The organism is Actinoplanes sp. NPDC051405 (assembly GCF_055586185.1).
The window spans coordinates 164,059-179,469 of sequence record NZ_JBVJIR010000020.1; the positions used below are offsets into that span (position 1 = coordinate 164,059).

Consider the following 15,411-nt stretch of genomic DNA (forward strand, 5'->3'; position numbering starts at 1 on the left):
ACTGCTTTCAGCGCCGCAGATCGGCCGTCATCTCGTGCACCTCGGCCAGCCGGTCCGCCAGGTCGCGGGGGTGGCCGGGCGCGTCGGGGCGGGCGTTCCACGGCCGCGGCCCGGACAACGGCCGATAGTTGACGCCCAGCGCGTCCAGCCGGGCCAGATGCGGCCCCAGCCGGGCGGTGAAGTCGGCGTGGTCGCGGTCCGCCGGACCCCACACCGTCTCGGCGAACGCGCACAGCCGCGGATAGGCCTGGTAGTCCACCCGGCGGGCCGACTCCAGGTGCTCGGTCCAGACGTTGGCCTGCGCCCCGATGATCCGGCTCGCCTCGGCTTCGCTCAGTCCGGGCGGGACCGGCTCGAAGGCGTACACGTCGGCGAGGGTGAGCAAAGTGCCGACCGGGGTCGGCTCGCCCGGGTCGTCGGACTGGCGGTAGTCCAGATAGACCGAGGTGTCCGGGCACGAGACGACGTCGTGGCCGGCCCGGGCGGCCAGGATCGCCGGTTCGGCACCGCGCCACGCGGCGATGGTGGCCCCGGCCGGCGCTCCACCGGCGAGGATCTCGTCCCAGCCGTAGATCCGGCGGCCGTGCCCGGCCAGATGCTCGGCGATCCGGGCGGTGAACCAGGCCTGCAGCTCGTGCGGGCCGGCCAGGCCGGCGGCGGCGATCCGGGCCCGGGCCGCCGGGGTGTCCCACTCGCCCGACGGGCATTCGTCGCCGCCGATGCCGACCAGTTCACCCGGGAAGATCGCGACGACATGGTCGAGGACCTCACGGCAGAAATCCAGGGCCTCGTCGGAGACGTTCAGCACGTGCGGGGAGATGCCCCAGGAGGTACGGACCCCGCCCGCGAACCCGTTGCCCAGCTCCGGGTACGCAGCGATCGCGGCCTGCATGTGCCCCGGCATGTCAATCTCCGGAACCACGGTGACGTGCCGGTCGGCCGCGTAGGCGACGATCTCCCGGAGATCACCGGTGCTGTAGAAGCCGCCGTGCGGCCGGTCGTCGTAGCGGTCGTGGATCCGCGAGCCGAGCATCGTCCGGGGCCGCCAGGCGCCGACCGTGGTCAGCCGGGGCCGGCCCGGGACCTCCACCCGCCAGCCCTGGTCGTCGGTCAGGTGCAGGTGCAACACGTTGAGCTTGTGGAACGCGGCCAGGTCGATGAAACGCAGCACCTCGGCGACCGGCATGAAGTGGCGCGCCACGTCCAGCAGCACACCGCGCCAGCCGAAACGCGGCGCGTCCTCGATGTGCACGGCCGGTACCGGCAGCGGTCCGGGCACGATCGGGGCGCGGCGCAGGGTGTCGGCCGGCAGGAGCTGGCGGAGCGTCTGCACGCCGTGGTGCACGCCGGCCGCGGAGCCGCCCCGGATGTCGATCCCCGTGGCGCCGACATCCAGGACGTACCCCTCCGGCGGCAGCCCGGCCACGACCCGCAACCGGATCCCCCGGCCCGGCCCGACACCACCCGACCCGGCACCGCCCGCTGCGGGACCGGCCGGGAGCAGGTCCCGGACACGAGCGGCCAGGCGCTCCAGGCCCGGATCGGCGGTCACCGCCGTCCCGGAATGCAGGGTGAAGCTGCCGGCCCCGGGCACCAGCACCGCCGGGCGGGGGATCAATCCTTCACCGCCCCGCCCAGGCCGGCGATCAGCCGGCGCCGGACCAGCAGGAAGAAGATCAGGACCGGCACGGTCATCAGGGTCGACGCCGCCATGATCGCCCCCCAGTCGTTCTCGTCGGGCTTGAAGAAGACCAGCAGCGCCATCGGCAGGGTCTGCCGGTCGGTCGCGCTGATGATGAAGGTACGGGCGAACAGGAAGTCGTTCCACGCCGTGATGAAGGAGAACACGCTGGTCGCGGCCAGTCCCGGGGCGACCAGCGGGAACAGGATCCGCCAGAGCACGGTGAACCGGCCGGCGCCGTCGAGCTGGGCTGCCTCGTCCAGTTCCTCCGGGATCGCCGCCACGAAGCCGCGCAGCATCCAGATCGCGAACGGCAGCGTGAACGCCGTGTGCACCAGCATCAGCGAGCCCAGCGTGTTCAGCCCCATGCCGGGGACCTGGGTGCCGAGGTCGCGGACGAGGAAGAACAGCGGGATGGTCAGCGCCTCGATCGGCACCATCTGCGCGACCAGGAACAGCACCAGCACGGTGGTGCGCAGCCGGAACCGGAAGCGGGTCAGCGCCACCGCCGCCAGGAACGCGCACAGCCCGGAGACCGCCACGACCACCAGCGCGACCAGCAGGCTGTTGAGGAAGTAGCGGCCGAAGCTGTCGACGGCGAGCACCCGGTGGAAGCTGTCCCAGCTCGGCGCCAGAGTCCACGGGCGCTGGTGCAGCGACTGGATCTCGCCGGGCGGCTTCACCGCGGCCAGCACCATCCAGTAGATCGGGAACACCGTGCCGACGGCGAGCACGATCGCCAGGACGTCGAGCAGGCGGCGGCCGGTCCTCACAGCGGTTCCCCCGATCGCCGCAGCGTCCGCAGGTAGAGCAGCGTGACGACGAGCAGGATGACCATCATGACCACGCCGATCGCCGCGCCCAGGCCGTACTCGCTCGCGGCGAAGGCCTGCTGGTAGGCCCAGACGTTGAGGGTGAGGTTCTGCCCGGCGATGCCGCCGCCGCGGGTCATCACGTAGATCTGGGTGAAGACCTTGAAATCCCAGATGATCGACTGGATCACCACGATGGCCAGCAGCGGGCGCAGGACCGGCACCATGATCCGCCAGAAGGTGCGCCACGCGCTCGCGCCGTCGATGGCCGCGGCCTCCAGCACCGATTTCGGGATCGCCTCGATGCCGGCGTACAGGGTGACCATCACGAACGGGAACGAGTGCCACACCACCACCGCGCCGACCAGGGCGAAGGCGGTGTAGCGGTCGTACATCCAGTTGAAGCCGGTGACGCCGAGGCTCTGGTTGACCAGCCCGAGGTCGGTGTCGAAGAGGAACATCCACACGGTGGAGCCGGAGACCGCGGGCACCGCCCAGGCGGCCATCGCGGCCAGCGACAGCAGCAGCCGCGGCACCTTGCTGATCCGGGTGAGCAGCACGGCGAGCGCGGCGCCCACGGCGAGGGTCGCGGCGACGCAGGCGGCCGCGAAGAAGACGGTGGCACCGAGCACCGACCAGAACCGGGCGTCGCCCAGCAGCTGGGTGTAGTTGGCCAGGCCCACGAACCGGGTCGGCTGGCCGCCGCTGACCTGGGCCTGCCGGAAGTCCAGCACGGACAGCAGGCCGAGCTGCCACATCGGATAGACGAACAGGGTGCCCAGGACCACCGCCGCCGGCAGCAGCAACCACAGCGGCGTCCAGCCGCGCCGGCGCGGGCGCGTCCGGACCGCCGGCAGCGCCGGGGTCACTTGCCCAGGGCCGCGTTGATCGCCGTGGCGGCCTCGTCGGAGGCCGCCTCGATCGTGGCCTTGCCGGTGACCACCTTCTCGATCATGGTGGGCAGCACGGCCTGCGCGTCGATCTTGCCCCACCCGGGTTCGAGCGGCACGAACTTCGTCCCGGCGTCGATGGTGGACAGGAACGGCTTGAGGAACGGCTCCTGGCCGGCCACCTCGGCCCGGGCGGCCTGCAACGTCGGCAGGTTGCCCATGGCCGCGTACATCTTGGTCTGGTATTTCTTGCTCGCCAGCAGGGTGAGGAAGTCGGCCGCCAGGGCCGGTCGCCGGCTGTTGCGCATGATGCCCAGGTTGTTGCCGCCGGCGAAGGCCGGGGCGATCGAGCCGGGCTTGCTGCCGGGCAGCGGCACCACCGCGTACTTGCCCTTGGCCGCGCCAGCTTCGACGGCGGCCCGGTTGAAGTTGCCGATGATGGCCATCCCGGCCTTGCCGCTGGCGAACAGCTCGACGGTCTTGCCGCCGGTGAGGTCGGCGCACTGCTGCGGCGGGCAGTTGTCCGGCTTCAGCAGATCCGTGTACGCCTTCAGCCCGGCCCGCGACTGCGCCGAGTTGATCGAGGTGATGTCCCCGCCGGCGTCCCAGATGAACGGCAGCGCGCCGAACGTGTACTTGCCGCCGACCGCGATGCCGAACAGCTCCGGCTTCTTCGCGCGGATGGTCCGGGCGGCCGCGGTGAGCTCCGCCTGGCTGGTCGGCGGGCGCAGGCCGAGCTCGGTGAACACGTCGGTGCGGTAGTACAGCGCGCGGACGCCGAGATACCAGGGGACGCCGAGCAGCGTGCCCTTGAAGGTGGCGCTGGCCCTGGCGTCGGCGCTCAGGTCGGCGCCCTCGGGCCACGCGGTCACGGCCGGGCCCAGGTCGGCCAGGCCGCCCGCGGCCGCGTACTCGGGCAGGTCGGTGTTGCCGTACTCGACGACGTCGGGCGCGCTGGCCGGGTCGTTGAAGGCGCCCTTGAACCGCTCACTGCGGGTGTCGACCGCTAGGTACGCGATGTCGACCTTGGTACCGGGGTGCGCGGCGGTGAACTCGGCGACCGCCTCATTGGCCACGGCCTCCTTGGGCGCACGGTTGGGCTCGTCGAAGAGCCACACCTTGAGGGTGCCGGTCCGCGCGCCGCCGTCCGAGGGCGTGGCGGTCGGTGACGAGGTGGATGGAGCGCACGCGGTCACGGTGAGGGCGAAGGCGGCGGCAACCGCCAGGCGCAGACGCATAGGGGCACTCCTGACGTTCACTGAGGAACTAGGTTCGTAAGTAGTTCGTTGGTGAAGTGTCCTCAGAGTGGAGTGTGGAGCCCCGGCCGTCAACCCTCAGAAGTACGTGTGCAGCACGTCCACGACCACGTTCCCGTCGTCCACCACGGGGATGAAGCGCCACTTGTCGAAGGCGGTGCACGGGTGCGACAGACCGAAGCGCAGCAGGTCACCGACGGCCGGTGACCCGCCGGTCACGTACGTGTGGTGGTCGTTCATCTTCGTCACGGTCAGCCCCTCGGTGACCGGCAGTCCCTCGTCGAAGGGCGCGTCCCGCTTGCCCATCCCCACGATGGCCAGCCCGGGCTCCGGCGTGGACAGCACCTGGGCCCAGATCTCCAGCGCGGCCGCCAGGGACCCGTCGCCCGGCTCGCGGTTGAACGGCGTGCGCTCCCGGTAGAAGCCGTCGTCGTGGGTCACCGAGGCGCCGCTGCGCAACACCGCGCGGACCCGGCGGCCGTCCAGCCACTGCCCCTCGAGCGCCTTGATCACCCGGTCGAACCAGGCGCTGCCGCCGGCCGAGACCAGCACCTCGGGACCGGCCAGCTCCGCGACCGCCCGGGCCGCCTCGACCAGCGTCGCCAGGAACGCGTCCACCGCCTCGACATCCGGCAGCGCGCCTTCGTAGGCCGTCACCCCGAGCACCGAGACCCCCGGCGCGGCGGCGGCCGCGCGGGCCACGGCGACAACCTCCTCGACGGTACGGCAGCCCGTCCGCCCACCCGGATGCCCGAGCTCGACCAGCACCGGCAACCCGCCCGCGGCCGCCACCGCCCGCACCCCGGCCACGGAGTCGACCTGGAGGAACACCTCCCAGCCGGCGGCGGACTCGGCGGCCAGCCAGCGCAGCGCGGTCGGGTCCAGCACCTCGTTGGCGATCAGCACCCGGGGCACCCCGAGCCGGCGCAGCACCAGGGCCTGGCTCGCCGTCGCCACGGTCATCGCCCACGCGCCCGCCGCCAGCTGCGCGTCGAGCAGGGTCGGGGCCATCGACGTCTTGGCGTGCGGGGCGAAGGAGAAGCCGTACCGCTGGGCGTACGCGGCCATCGTCGCGATGTTCGCCCGTACCGCCGGGTCCCGGACCACCAGCAGCGGCCAGGTGAACGAGCCGTCGAACAGGTGATGCCGCGCAGCGGCGAAGTCGCGGGTGGTGACCTCGCCGGCCGGCAGCCAGAAGCCCTTGGCCCGCCAGTCGATGAGCTCGTCCGGGATGTCGAGGGTCATGTCCGTCTCCTCAAGCTTGACCAGGGGGGCGCTTTCGCGCACGCTACTACGGACCAATTACGAACCACTAGGTGTGCGGCGGGGGGCGAGGCGTGCCGGCGGCGATGGTGATCGGCCTGGTGCTGCACGTGAGCCACCGTCCCCGGTTCGAGGAGGCGGCCCGCACCCTGACCGGGGTGACGTTCGCCTGGTCGGTCTACGAGCGCGAGGACCAGATCCGGGAACGGGTCGCCGGGCTGCTGCGGGCCGAACGACTGGACGGGCTGCTGCTGGGGCTGGTCCCGTACGCCCGGTCCCGGGATCTGCTGCCGCCGGAGCTGCCGGTCGCGGTGACCCGCTCGGCCGCGCTCGATCTGGCCCTGGCCTGGTCGCGGGCCCGGGGCAACGGCTGGCCGGCCACCCCGGTCAGCATCGACACGTTCGCCCAGGAGACCGTCGACGAGGTGGCCACCGCGCTGGAGCTGGACCGGCAGGCGATCGCGTGCCTGCCGTTCGAGCCGGAACAGCCGGTGACCGACGTCGTCGCGTTCCACCGCGAGCAGCTGTCCCGCACCGGCGCCGCGTACGTGATCAGCGTCCGTACCGGTGTCGCCGCCGCCCTCGACGGCAGCGTCGCCGTCCTGCACGCCCTGGCCACACCCGGCACGATCCGCGCCGACCTGCACGAGCTCGCCCTGCGCATCCGGCACAAGCGGGCCGACGGCCTGCGCTTCGCCGCCGGGGTGTTCCTGATCGCCAAGCCCGAGGAGAGCCCCGACCTGGACCGGGCCCGGGTGGGGTTGCTGCATCTGCTGCTCAACACCCCGGATTTCGCCGACGCGTGGATCGACAACCGGGGCCGGCGCGGCGTCGTGGTCTTCGCGCACGCGGCACTCTTCGAGGCGGTCACCCACCGGTGGGTGGGCCTGCCGGTGCTCGCCGAGGCCCGCGACACCCTGGGCATCCGCGCGGTGGCCGGCTTCGGGCTGGGCGACTCGGCCCGGCTGTGCGTGACGCTGGCCGAGCGGGCCGCCGCCCGGGCCGAGCAGGACGCCGAGCCGGGCGCGTACCTGATCTCCGACAACGGCATGATGATCGGCCCGATGGGCGCCGGCGGGACGCCGCTGGCCTACACCTACCGCGAGCACGGCGGCATCGAGGCGCTGGCCGGACGGGTCGGGCTGAGCCCGGCGACGCTGTCGCGGCTGGCCGCGATCGAACGCAACCTGGGCGGCCGGCCGGTCTCGCCCAGCGAGCTGGCCCGGTCGCTGGGGATCACCGACCCGAGCGGGCGGCGGCTCATCCGCAAGCTGAGCGAGGCCGGCCTGGCCGTCGACGACGGCAGCTCGCAGGTGCACCGCAAGGGCCGGCCGACCCGGCTCCACCGGCTGGCCATCACCGCGGCCCTCGAAGGTGCGGCATGACCTATGACCTGCTGTTCACCGGCGGAGAGGTGCCGGGGACGGGACCGGCCGACGTGGCGGTGCGCGACGGGCTCATCGCGGCCGTGGGAGCGGGCCTGACCGGTGATGCCCGCACGGTGGTGGACGTCGCGGGGCTGCTGGTCACCCCGGGCCTGGTCGACCTGCACACGCACGTCGGGCCGGGCTACTGGGGCATCGAGCCGGATCCGATCGCCTGGCGCTCCGGCGTCACCACCTGGGTGGACGCCGGGTCGGCCGGGGCGTACACCCTGGCCGGACTGCGCCGGGTGGTGGCGGGCACCGACGTGCGGGTGCCGGCGCTGCTCAACATCTCCGCGGTGGGGCTGGCCGGGCGAACCGGGGAGAGCCGTGACCTGGACAACTGCGACACCGCGCTGGCGATCGACACCGTACAGGCGCACCGCGATCTGATCCGCGGCATCAAGGTCCGCATCGACCGCGAGACCGTCGGTGACCACGGCGTCGAACCCCTGCGGCGCGGCCTGGCCGCGGCGCAGGCCTGCGGCATCCCGGTCATGGTCCACATCGGTACGGCCCCACCCGCGCTCGACGAGGTCCTCGGCCTGCTGCGCCCGGGCGACATCGTGACGCACTGCGCGAGTGGCATCGCCGCTCCCCTGGGCCCGGCCGTGCGCGCCGCCCGCGAACGCGGCGTGCTGCTCGACATCGGCCACGGCTCCGGCGGTTTCGCGTTCGACGTGCTCGAACGGCAGCTCGCCGAGGGCCTGGCCCCGGACACGGTCTCCACCGACCTGCACGCCCGTTCGGTGCACGGCCCGGTCTTCGACCTGCCGACCACGATGGCCAAACTGCTCGCCGCCGGCCTGCCGCTGGCCGAGGTGCTCGCCGCCGCCACCGTGCGGCCCGCCCGTGCTCTGGGGCTCCCCGGCGGGACGCTGACCGCCGGCGCACCCGCCGACCTGGCCGTGTTCCGGATCGAGGAGGGCGCCTTCGAGGTGGTGGACGCCCACCGCCAGGTCCGGCACGCCCCGCTGCGGCTGGTCAACGAGGCGACGTACGTGGCCGGCCGCCGGATGATCCCCCGGCTGAGCCCGCCCACCCCGCCGTGGATCCCCCTGACCGACGCCCAGCGCGCCGCCCTCGCCCGCCGCGAGCGCGACCTGCGCGCCCTGCTCACCGCGCCGCTGGTCGGCGCGGACGGCCTGGCCGAACAGTTCCCGAGACCGACACCGAGGAGTCAGTAATGCCGAAGCGTGCCATCATCACCGACCAGGCCGCACCCGCCGGCGGCCCCTACTCGCACGCCGTCGTCGCCGGCGACACCATCTACCTGGCCGGCGCGGTCCCGGCGCTGCCGGACGGCACCCGGGTCACCGGCAGCTTCGCCGAGCAGGCGCACGCGGCCTTCCGTAACCTGGCCGCCGTGGCCGAGGCGGCCGGCAGCAGCCTCGACCAGGCCGTCCGGGTCGGCGTCTACCTGCGCGACTTCGCCGACTTCGCCGAGCTCAACGAGATCTATCCGCAGTACATCAAGGGTGAGCACCTGCCGGTGCGCACCACCCTGCCGGTCCCGCTGGTCGGCTTCGACATCGAGATCGACGCCGTGCTCTACACCGCCTGACGCTTGCGCACCCACTCGACGGCCTGACGCACCGCGGCGCGTGACTCCTCGGTGTGGTCGGCGATGTCGAAGCTGTGCTGCCCGTTCGGCACCTCGATGAGCTCGACGTCGCCGGCCCGGGTCAGGAACGTCTCCACCCCCGCGGCGAAGCCCGGGTGCTCGCGGCCCACCCGGGTCACCAGGAGCGGCGGGGCGCCCGGCCCGACCGCCTCGGCCGGTGCGGCGAAGCCCGGCGCGGCCACCATGCCCGGCAGCGGGGTCACCACCGGATAGGTCAGGGCGATGCCGCGCAACCAGGCGGGCGCGTCGCGGAGCCAGCCGGCGCTGAGCATGGCCCCGCCGGAGAAGAACCACAGCACCACCCGGTCCGCGTCAGCGCGCGGGTCGGCCCGGGCAGCCGCCACGGCGGCGACGACCTGATCCGCCGCCGTGGCGTAGTCCAGCACGAGGCCGTCCGGGCCCGGCGTGATGGGCAGCTCATAGCCGACCACGGCCGTGAGCAGCCCCTGCTCGGCCAGCAGCCGGCCGTATCCGCGATACAGCGGCCAGTCCCGCGGCTGCGCCTCCAGCCCGGGCGGCAGCGGCGCCCCGTGCACCACCACGACGACCGGGAACGGGCCCTCCCCGTCGGGCCCGTAAGTGTCCACAGTGTCCGTCCGCTCCGGCTCGCGGGCCGGCGGTGACAGGACGAACGGGCGCAGATACTCCGGGGTCTCAGCCATGCGCGGCACGCTATCGAAGCCCCGGCGACCGCACCGTCCCTTGACAGCGGGGATGTCACTTTTTCTATAGTGCTAGTAGCCTAGTTAAAGCGAGAAACATGTGATCGACTTTCACCTGGACGTCCGGTCCGGCGTCTCGCCGTATCTGCAGCTCGTGCAGCAGGTGCAGCGGGCGCTGCGGCTCGGTCTGCTGTCCGTCGGGGACCAGCTCCCCACGGTCAAGGAGGTCGTGGCCAAGCTGGCGATCAACCCCAACACGGTGCTCAAGGCCTACCGGGAGCTGGAACATCTCGGCCTGGTCACTCCCCGCCCGGGGCTCGGCACCTTCGTGACCCACAGCCTGGCCGACGACTCGCTGGCGGCCCACGAACCGCTGCGCCGGGAGCTGCTCGGCTGGCTGGAGAAGGCCCACCGGGCCGGGCTCGACGCCGACAGCATCGAGGCCCTGTTCATGACGACATTCCGAAAGGCAACCGAGGTGACCCCATGAATCCGGTCCTGCGCACCCAGGGACTGAGCAAGAGCTACGGCAACCGGCCCGCCCTCACCGACGTCACATTGACCGTGCCCCCCGGCCGCGTCGTCGGGCTGGTCGGGCCGAACGGTGCGGGCAAGTCCACATTGCTCAATCTCGCCGCCGGCATGATCACGCCGACGGCCGGCACCATCGAGGTGCTCGGCTCGCGCCCGGCCGCCGACGCCGTCCAGCTGGCCCGGATCGGCTTCGTCGCCCAGGACACCCCGGTCTACGCCGGCCTGACCGTCGCCGACCACCTGCAGCTGGGCCGGCGGCTGAACCCCGGCTGGGACGACGCGCTGGCGGAGGGGCGCGTCGCCCAGGTCGGTCTCGATCCCGCCCAGAAGGCCGGCCGGCTCTCCGGCGGCCAGCGGGCCCAGCTGGCCCTGACCATCGCCGCCGCCAAGCGGCCCGAGCTGCTGATCTTCGACGAGCCGGTGGCGTCGCTGGACCCGCTGGCCCGGCGCGCGTTCCTGCAGAGCCTGATGGAGTTCGTCGCCGAGCTCGAGGTCGGCGTCATCCTGTCGTCGCACCTGCTCAGCGACCTGGAACGGGTCTGCGACCACCTGATCGTGCTCACCGCCGCCCGGGTGCAGCTCGCCGGCGACGTCGACGACCTGCTCGCCGCCCACTACCGCCTGGTCGCAGCCCGCGGCGACCTCGACACTCTGCCACCGGGCGTCGAGGTGATCCAGGCCGAGCACACCGACCGGCAGAGCACCCTGATCGTGCACGACACTCTCGGCGCGATGCCCGGGCTCCCTGTCGAGGCCGAAAGCATCGGCCTGGAGGACATGGTCCTCGCCTATCTCACCCGGGCCGCCCACGGTGCCGTCGGCGGTTTCACCCCGCAGTCCCTGGAGGCGCACCGATGATCTGGCTGACCTGGCGACAGTTCCGCGGTCAGGCCCTGGTGGCCCTCGTCGCGCTCGGCGCCCTCGCCATCTACCTCGTGATCCTCGGCCTGCAGCTGCGCAGCGCCTACGACACCAACATCGGCTGCCCGGGCTGCTCGGTGGACTCTGGCACCCAGCTGCTCAAGGACAAGTACTTCTCCGTCCTCCTGCTCACCGGCTTCCTCATCATCCTGATCCCGGCCGTCATCGGGGCGTTCTGGGGCGCGCCGCTGATCGCCCGCGAGCTCGAGGCGGGCACGCACCGGCTGGTCTGGAACCAGAGCATCACCCGGACCCGGTGGCTGGCGGTCAAGCTGTCCTTCGTCACGCTGGCCGCGCTGGTCCTCACCGGTGCCCTCAGCCTGCTCTTCACCTGGGCCGCCAGCCCGTACGACCGGGCGCTCAATGACCGCTTCGACCCGCTGTTCTTCCCCACCCGCAACCTGGCCCCGCTGGGCTACGCCGTGTTCGCCGTCGTTGCCGGGATCACCATCGGGCTGCTCACCAAGCGGACCGTGATCGCGATGGCCGTCACGCTGGCCGCCTTCACAGCGATCCAGATCCTGATGCCCACCGTCATCCGCCCGCACCTGGCCGGGCCGATCACCGAGAACGTGCAGTTCACCGCGGGCGGCGCACACGGCATGTGGCTCGACCAGACGGGCAAGGTGTCGGTGGAGGGCTACGACGTGCCGGGCGCCTGGATGTTGACCAGCGAGGCGACGCTGGTCGACAGCACCGGCGGACAGCCCGGCAAAGCGGCGACCGAGGCCTGCTTCAACGGCGACTTCGCCAAGGACAAGGCCTGCCTGGAGGCGCTGAACCTGCACAGCGTGCTGACCTACCAGCCGGCCGACCGGTACTGGACCTTCCAGTGGCTGGAGTTCGGGATCTACCTGCTGCTCGCCATGCTGCTGGCCGGGTACGCCTTCTGGCGCATCCCCCGCGGCCTCAGCTGACCGGCGTTTCCCCCGGCGTTCTCCCCGCGGGCGTGGTCTCATCAGGATGATCACGCCTGCGGTGCGGGGTAACACGTCGGAAACGTCGAGCTGCAAACATCGCTGGACGTTCAGGGGAGGTTCCTTTTGTTCCTCAGCCAGCACGAGCAGGAACGCCTGCTCATCCACGTCGCGGCGGACGTCGCCCGGCGCCGGCGGGAGCGCGGCCTGCGCCTGAACCACCCCGAGGCGACCGCGATCATCACGGCCTTTCTGCTGGAGGGCGCGCGGGACGGGCGTACGGTCGCCGAGCTCATGGACGCCGGGCGGCGGGTGCTGACCCGCGCGGACGTCATGGACGGCGTGCCCGAGATGCTGGCCGAGGTGCAGGTCGAAGCAACCTTCCCGGACGGCACCAAGCTGGTCACCGTGCACGGGCCGATTTCATGAGCGAGCGAAGCGAGCGCAGGCGGCTCAGCTCCTGGGTGCGGCATGACAGCAACGAGCGAAGCGAGGCGTGGTCATGATCGTGCCCGGGGAGATCATCGCCGGGGACGGTGACATCACGATCAACGCCGGGCGGCCGGTGCTCGCGCTGACCGTGCGCAACACCGGCGACCGGCCCGTGCAGGTGGGCTCGCACTACCACTTCGCCGAGTCCAACACGGCCCTCGACTTCGACCGCGAGGCCGCCTGGGGGCACCGGCTCGCCGTGCCCGCCGGCACCTCGGTGCGTTTCGAGCCGGGCATGCCCCGCGACGTCGAGCTGATCCCGTTCACCGGCCACCGCATCGTTCCCGGCCTGCGCGGCCTGGCCGGCGGCCCGCTGGACAAGGCCCCCGAGCCGCCGCCCGCCGACCCCGACGACATCGAGCCCGCCGGCTCGCTGGACGAGGACACCGGAGAAGACCAGCCGTCGAACGGGAGCCCCCGGTGAAACAAACCGCCGAGCCAGGCCGTCAGGGACGGCGCAGCCAACAGGAGCACAGCGAGGCCACGGCGTGACCACACTCGACCGCGGCCGCTACGCGGCCCTGTACGGCCCCACCGCCGGCGACCGCATCCGGCTCGCCGACACCAACCTGCTGATCGAGATCGAGGAGGACCGCAGCGCCGGGCCGCAGCCGGGCGACGAGGTCGTCTTCGGCGGCGGCAAGGTGATCCGCGAGTCCATGGGCCAGTCCCGTGCCACCCGCGCCGAGGGCAGCCCGGACACGGTGATCACCGGCGCGGTGGTGCTCGACCACTGGGGCATCGTCAAGGCCGACATCGGCATCCGCGACGGCCGGATCGTGGCGCTCGGCAAGGCCGGCAACCCCGACACCATGGACGGCGTCCACCCGGACCTGGTGATCGGCCCCGGCACCGAGATCATCGCCGGCAACGGCAAGATCCTCACCGCGGGCGCCATCGACAGCCACGTCCACCTGATCAGCCCCACCATCCTGGACACGGCGCTGGCCAGCGGCATCACCACGATCATCGGTGGCGGCACCGGCCCGGCCGAGGGCACCAAGGCCACCACGGTCACCCCGAACGCCTGGCACCTGGCCCGGATGCTGGAGTCCCTGGACCACTGGCCGATCAACGTGCTGCTGCTCGGCAAGGGCAACACCATGTCGAGCGAGTCGATGTGGGAGCAGCTGCGCGGCGGGGCCGGCGGCTTCAAACTGCACGAGGACTGGGGCACCACGCCCGCGGTCATCGACGCCGCGCTGCGGGTCGCCGACGCGTCCGGGGTGCAGGTCGCCATCCACACCGACACCCTGAACGAGGCCGGCTTCGTCGAGGAGACCCTGCGGGCGATCGGGGGACGGTCGATCCACGCGTACCACACGGAAGGGGCCGGCGGCGGGCACGCGCCGGACATCATCACGGTCGCCTCGCACCCCAACGTGCTGCCGTCGTCGACCAACCCGACGCGGCCGTACACCCGCAACACCCTCAGCGAGCATCTCGACATGCTGATGGTCTGCCACCACCTGAACTCCTCGGTGCCCGAGGACCTGGCGTTCGCGGAGAGCCGGATCCGCCCGTCCACGATGGCCGCCGAGGACTTCCTGCACGACCTGGGCGCGATCTCGATGATCGGCTCCGACTCGCAGGCGATGGGCCGTGTCGGCGAGGTCATCATGCGCACCTGGCAGACCGCCCATGTGATGAAGGCCCGCCGCGGCGCCCTGCCGGGCGACGGCCCGGCGGACAACCTCAGGGCGAAACGGTACGTGGCCAAGTACACGATCTGCCCGGCACTGGCCCACGGCATGGCCGAGCAGGTGGGCTCGGTCGAACCGGGCAAACTGGCCGACCTGGTCCTGTGGGACCCGGCGTTCTTCGGCGTCCGCCCGGCCCTGGTGATCAAGGGCGGCATGATCGCCTCGGCCCAGATGGGCGACGCCAACGCCTCGATCCCCACGCCCCAGCCGATGCTCCCCCGCCCGATGTTCGGTGCCTACGGCGTGGTCCCGTCGGTGACCTCGGTGGCCTTCGTGGCGCCGGCGGCCCTGGACGCCCTGCTGGGCGACCGCATCGGCGTCAAGCGGGCGCTGGTGCCGGTGACGGACACCCGCTCGGTGGGCAAGGCGGACCTGCCCCACAACGACGCCCTGCCCCGCATCGAGGTCGAGCCGGACACCTTCACGGTCCGCATCGACGGCGAGGTCATCGAGCCGGACCCGGTGACCGAGCTCCCGATGGCCCAGCGCTACTTCCTGTTCTGATGCCCGATCGCCCCCCGCCACTGGCGGACCACCGATCCGGCCGGGCGCGCGGTCACTCCGAGCGAGCGACGGGGTGCCCGGCATGAGTCTCGCGACGTTGCTGGTACTGGCCGACGGGCGGTTGCCGTCCGGCGGGCACGCGCATTCCGGCGGGCTGGAGGCCGCGGTCGCCGCCGGCCGGGTGCGCGAGGTCCGGGACGTCGACGGCTTCCTGCGCGGCCGGTTGCACACCACTGGCCTGATATCCGCCGCTTTCGCGGCCGGGGCGTGTGCCCGTAGCGGAGCATCCGCCGATCTTGATGACGGGCTGGACGCCCGGACGCCGTCGCCGGCCTTGCGGCGGGCCTCGCGGGCGCAAGGGCGGGCGCTGTTGCGCGCCGGGCGGGCGATGTGGCCGGTGCCGGCCGTCGGCCGTGAGCCGCACCATCCCGTCGCGCTCGGGGCGGTGGCCGCCGCCGCCGGGCTCGGGCCGTTGGAGGCCGCTGTGGCCGCGGCGCACGGGGCCGTGAGCGGGCCGGCCAGCGCGGCCGTGCGGCTGCTCGGCCTGGACCCCTACGCGGTGCACGCCCTGCTCGCCGGGCTGGCACCAGAGATCGACCGGATCGCGGCGGACGCCGCGGCCCGGGCCTACGACCCGGTCGACGCCCTGCCGGCCGCGGGCGCCCCGCTGCTCGACATCGGCGCCGAGCTCCACGCCACCTGGGAGGTGCGTCTCTTTGCATCCTGAA

16 protein-coding genes are annotated in these 15,411 nt (G+C 72.5%); 10 read left to right on the forward strand and 6 right to left on the reverse strand.

The window, feature by feature from the left end; all coding sequences use genetic code 11:
- Positions 1-7: 7 nt before the first annotated feature.
- The 5 genes from ACZ6S4_RS35920 to ACZ6S4_RS35940 form a co-directional block, all read right to left on the reverse strand.
- The gene (locus ACZ6S4_RS35920) at positions 8-1,618 is read right to left on the reverse strand and encodes a beta-N-acetylhexosaminidase (protein WP_465479178.1); all 1,611 of its coding nucleotides are present in this window, start codon (positions 1,616-1,618) and stop codon (positions 8-10) included.
- Entirely contained in the window at positions 1,615-2,454 is an 840-nt protein-coding gene (locus ACZ6S4_RS35925) for a carbohydrate ABC transporter permease (RefSeq protein WP_465479179.1), read from the reverse strand. The genes ACZ6S4_RS35920 and ACZ6S4_RS35925 overlap by 4 nt, the downstream gene beginning before the upstream one ends.
- The gene (locus ACZ6S4_RS35930; RefSeq protein ID WP_465479180.1) at positions 2,451-3,362 is read right to left on the reverse strand and encodes a carbohydrate ABC transporter permease; all 912 of its coding nucleotides are present in this window, start codon (positions 3,360-3,362) and stop codon (positions 2,451-2,453) included. The genes ACZ6S4_RS35925 and ACZ6S4_RS35930 overlap by 4 nt, the downstream gene beginning before the upstream one ends.
- On the reverse strand, positions 3,359-4,621 hold the full coding sequence (locus tag ACZ6S4_RS35935) for an extracellular solute-binding protein (RefSeq protein WP_465479181.1): 1,263 nt from the start codon (positions 4,619-4,621) through the stop codon (positions 3,359-3,361). The genes ACZ6S4_RS35930 and ACZ6S4_RS35935 overlap by 4 nt, the downstream gene beginning before the upstream one ends.
- Before the next feature lie 96 nt (positions 4,622-4,717).
- Positions 4,718-5,884: an alanine racemase gene (locus ACZ6S4_RS35940; RefSeq protein ID WP_465479182.1), complete on the reverse strand. Its 1,167-nt coding sequence runs from the start codon at positions 5,882-5,884 to the stop codon at positions 4,718-4,720.
- A gap of 92 nt (positions 5,885-5,976) precedes the next feature.
- Here ACZ6S4_RS35940 and ACZ6S4_RS35945 point away from each other — a divergent pair, with 92 nt between their 5' ends.
- Genes ACZ6S4_RS35945 through ACZ6S4_RS35955 form a run of 3 tightly spaced genes read left to right on the forward strand, consistent with a single transcriptional unit; the run spans position 5,977 to position 8,890 of the window.
- A complete protein-coding gene (locus ACZ6S4_RS35945) occupies positions 5,977-7,287 on the forward strand; it encodes a MarR family transcriptional regulator (protein WP_465479183.1) in 1,311 nt (436 codons plus the stop codon).
- Positions 7,284-8,513: an amidohydrolase family protein gene (locus ACZ6S4_RS35950; RefSeq protein ID WP_465479184.1), complete on the forward strand. Its 1,230-nt coding sequence runs from the start codon at positions 7,284-7,286 to the stop codon at positions 8,511-8,513. Before ACZ6S4_RS35945 ends, ACZ6S4_RS35950 begins: the two co-directional genes overlap by 4 nt.
- Positions 8,513-8,890, forward strand: coding sequence for a RidA family protein (locus tag ACZ6S4_RS35955; protein ID WP_465479185.1), 378 nt, complete (start codon positions 8,513-8,515; stop codon positions 8,888-8,890). The genes ACZ6S4_RS35950 and ACZ6S4_RS35955 overlap by 1 nt, the downstream gene beginning before the upstream one ends.
- Here ACZ6S4_RS35955 and ACZ6S4_RS35960 read toward each other — a convergent pair.
- Positions 8,878-9,612 carry an alpha/beta hydrolase gene (locus tag ACZ6S4_RS35960; protein WP_465479186.1) on the reverse strand — a complete coding sequence of 245 codons (735 nt, stop codon included), beginning with the start codon at positions 9,610-9,612 and terminating at the stop codon, positions 8,878-8,880. The genes ACZ6S4_RS35955 and ACZ6S4_RS35960 overlap by 13 nt on opposite strands.
- 100 nt (positions 9,613-9,712) lie before the next feature.
- On the opposite strand from ACZ6S4_RS35960, the gene ACZ6S4_RS35965 reads away from it, so the two are divergent.
- The 7 genes from ACZ6S4_RS35965 to ACZ6S4_RS35995 all read left to right on the forward strand — a co-directional run bounded on the left by ACZ6S4_RS35965 (position 9,713) and on the right by ACZ6S4_RS35995 (position 15,410).
- Positions 9,713-10,102 (forward strand): GntR family transcriptional regulator, encoded by a 390-nt coding sequence (locus ACZ6S4_RS35965; RefSeq protein ID WP_433720008.1) that lies wholly within the window; start codon positions 9,713-9,715, stop codon positions 10,100-10,102.
- Positions 10,099-11,004, forward strand: coding sequence for an ABC transporter ATP-binding protein (locus tag ACZ6S4_RS35970; protein WP_465479187.1), 906 nt, complete (start codon positions 10,099-10,101; stop codon positions 11,002-11,004). The genes ACZ6S4_RS35965 and ACZ6S4_RS35970 overlap by 4 nt, the downstream gene beginning before the upstream one ends.
- A complete protein-coding gene (locus ACZ6S4_RS35975) occupies positions 11,001-11,984 on the forward strand; it encodes an ABC transporter permease subunit (protein WP_465479188.1) in 984 nt (327 codons plus the stop codon). Before ACZ6S4_RS35970 ends, ACZ6S4_RS35975 begins: the two co-directional genes overlap by 4 nt.
- A gap of 126 nt (positions 11,985-12,110) precedes the next feature.
- Positions 12,111-12,413, forward strand: coding sequence for an urease subunit gamma (locus ACZ6S4_RS35980; protein WP_125806689.1), 303 nt, complete (start codon positions 12,111-12,113; stop codon positions 12,411-12,413).
- Positions 12,414-12,486: 73 nt separating this feature from the next.
- Positions 12,487-12,900: an urease subunit beta gene (locus ACZ6S4_RS35985; protein ID WP_465479189.1), complete on the forward strand. Its 414-nt coding sequence runs from the start codon at positions 12,487-12,489 to the stop codon at positions 12,898-12,900.
- Positions 12,901-12,964: 64 nt separating this feature from the next.
- Positions 12,965-14,683, forward strand: coding sequence for an urease subunit alpha (locus tag ACZ6S4_RS35990; protein WP_360829159.1), 1,719 nt, complete (start codon positions 12,965-12,967; stop codon positions 14,681-14,683).
- Positions 14,684-14,765: 82 nt separating this feature from the next.
- Entirely contained in the window at positions 14,766-15,410 is a 645-nt protein-coding gene (locus tag ACZ6S4_RS35995; protein ID WP_465479190.1) for an urease accessory protein UreF, read from the forward strand.
- The last annotated feature ends 1 nt before the right edge of the window (position 15,411 follow it).

Excerpts from the sequence above, each read along its gene's own strand:
- ACZ6S4_RS35935 (WP_465479181.1), bottom strand. The coding sequence starts at position 4,621 with ATGCGTCTGCGCCTGGCGGTTGCCGCCGCCTTCGCCCTCACCGTGACC.
- ACZ6S4_RS35940 (WP_465479182.1), bottom strand. The coding sequence starts at position 5,884 with ATGACCCTCGACATCCCGGACGAGCTCATCGACTGGCGGGCCAAGGGC.
- ACZ6S4_RS35950 (WP_465479184.1), top strand. The coding sequence starts at position 7,284 with ATGACCTATGACCTGCTGTTCACCGGCGGAGAGGTGCCGGGGACGGGA.
- ACZ6S4_RS35955 (WP_465479185.1), top strand. The coding sequence starts at position 8,513 with ATGCCGAAGCGTGCCATCATCACCGACCAGGCCGCACCCGCCGGCGGC.
- ACZ6S4_RS35960 (WP_465479186.1), bottom strand. The coding sequence starts at position 9,612 with ATGGCTGAGACCCCGGAGTATCTGCGCCCGTTCGTCCTGTCACCGCCG.
- ACZ6S4_RS35970 (WP_465479187.1), top strand. The coding sequence starts at position 10,099 with ATGAATCCGGTCCTGCGCACCCAGGGACTGAGCAAGAGCTACGGCAAC.
- ACZ6S4_RS35975 (WP_465479188.1), top strand. The coding sequence starts at position 11,001 with ATGATCTGGCTGACCTGGCGACAGTTCCGCGGTCAGGCCCTGGTGGCC.
- ACZ6S4_RS35985 (WP_465479189.1), top strand. The coding sequence starts at position 12,487 with ATGATCGTGCCCGGGGAGATCATCGCCGGGGACGGTGACATCACGATC.
- ACZ6S4_RS35995 (WP_465479190.1), top strand. The coding sequence starts at position 14,766 with ATGAGTCTCGCGACGTTGCTGGTACTGGCCGACGGGCGGTTGCCGTCC.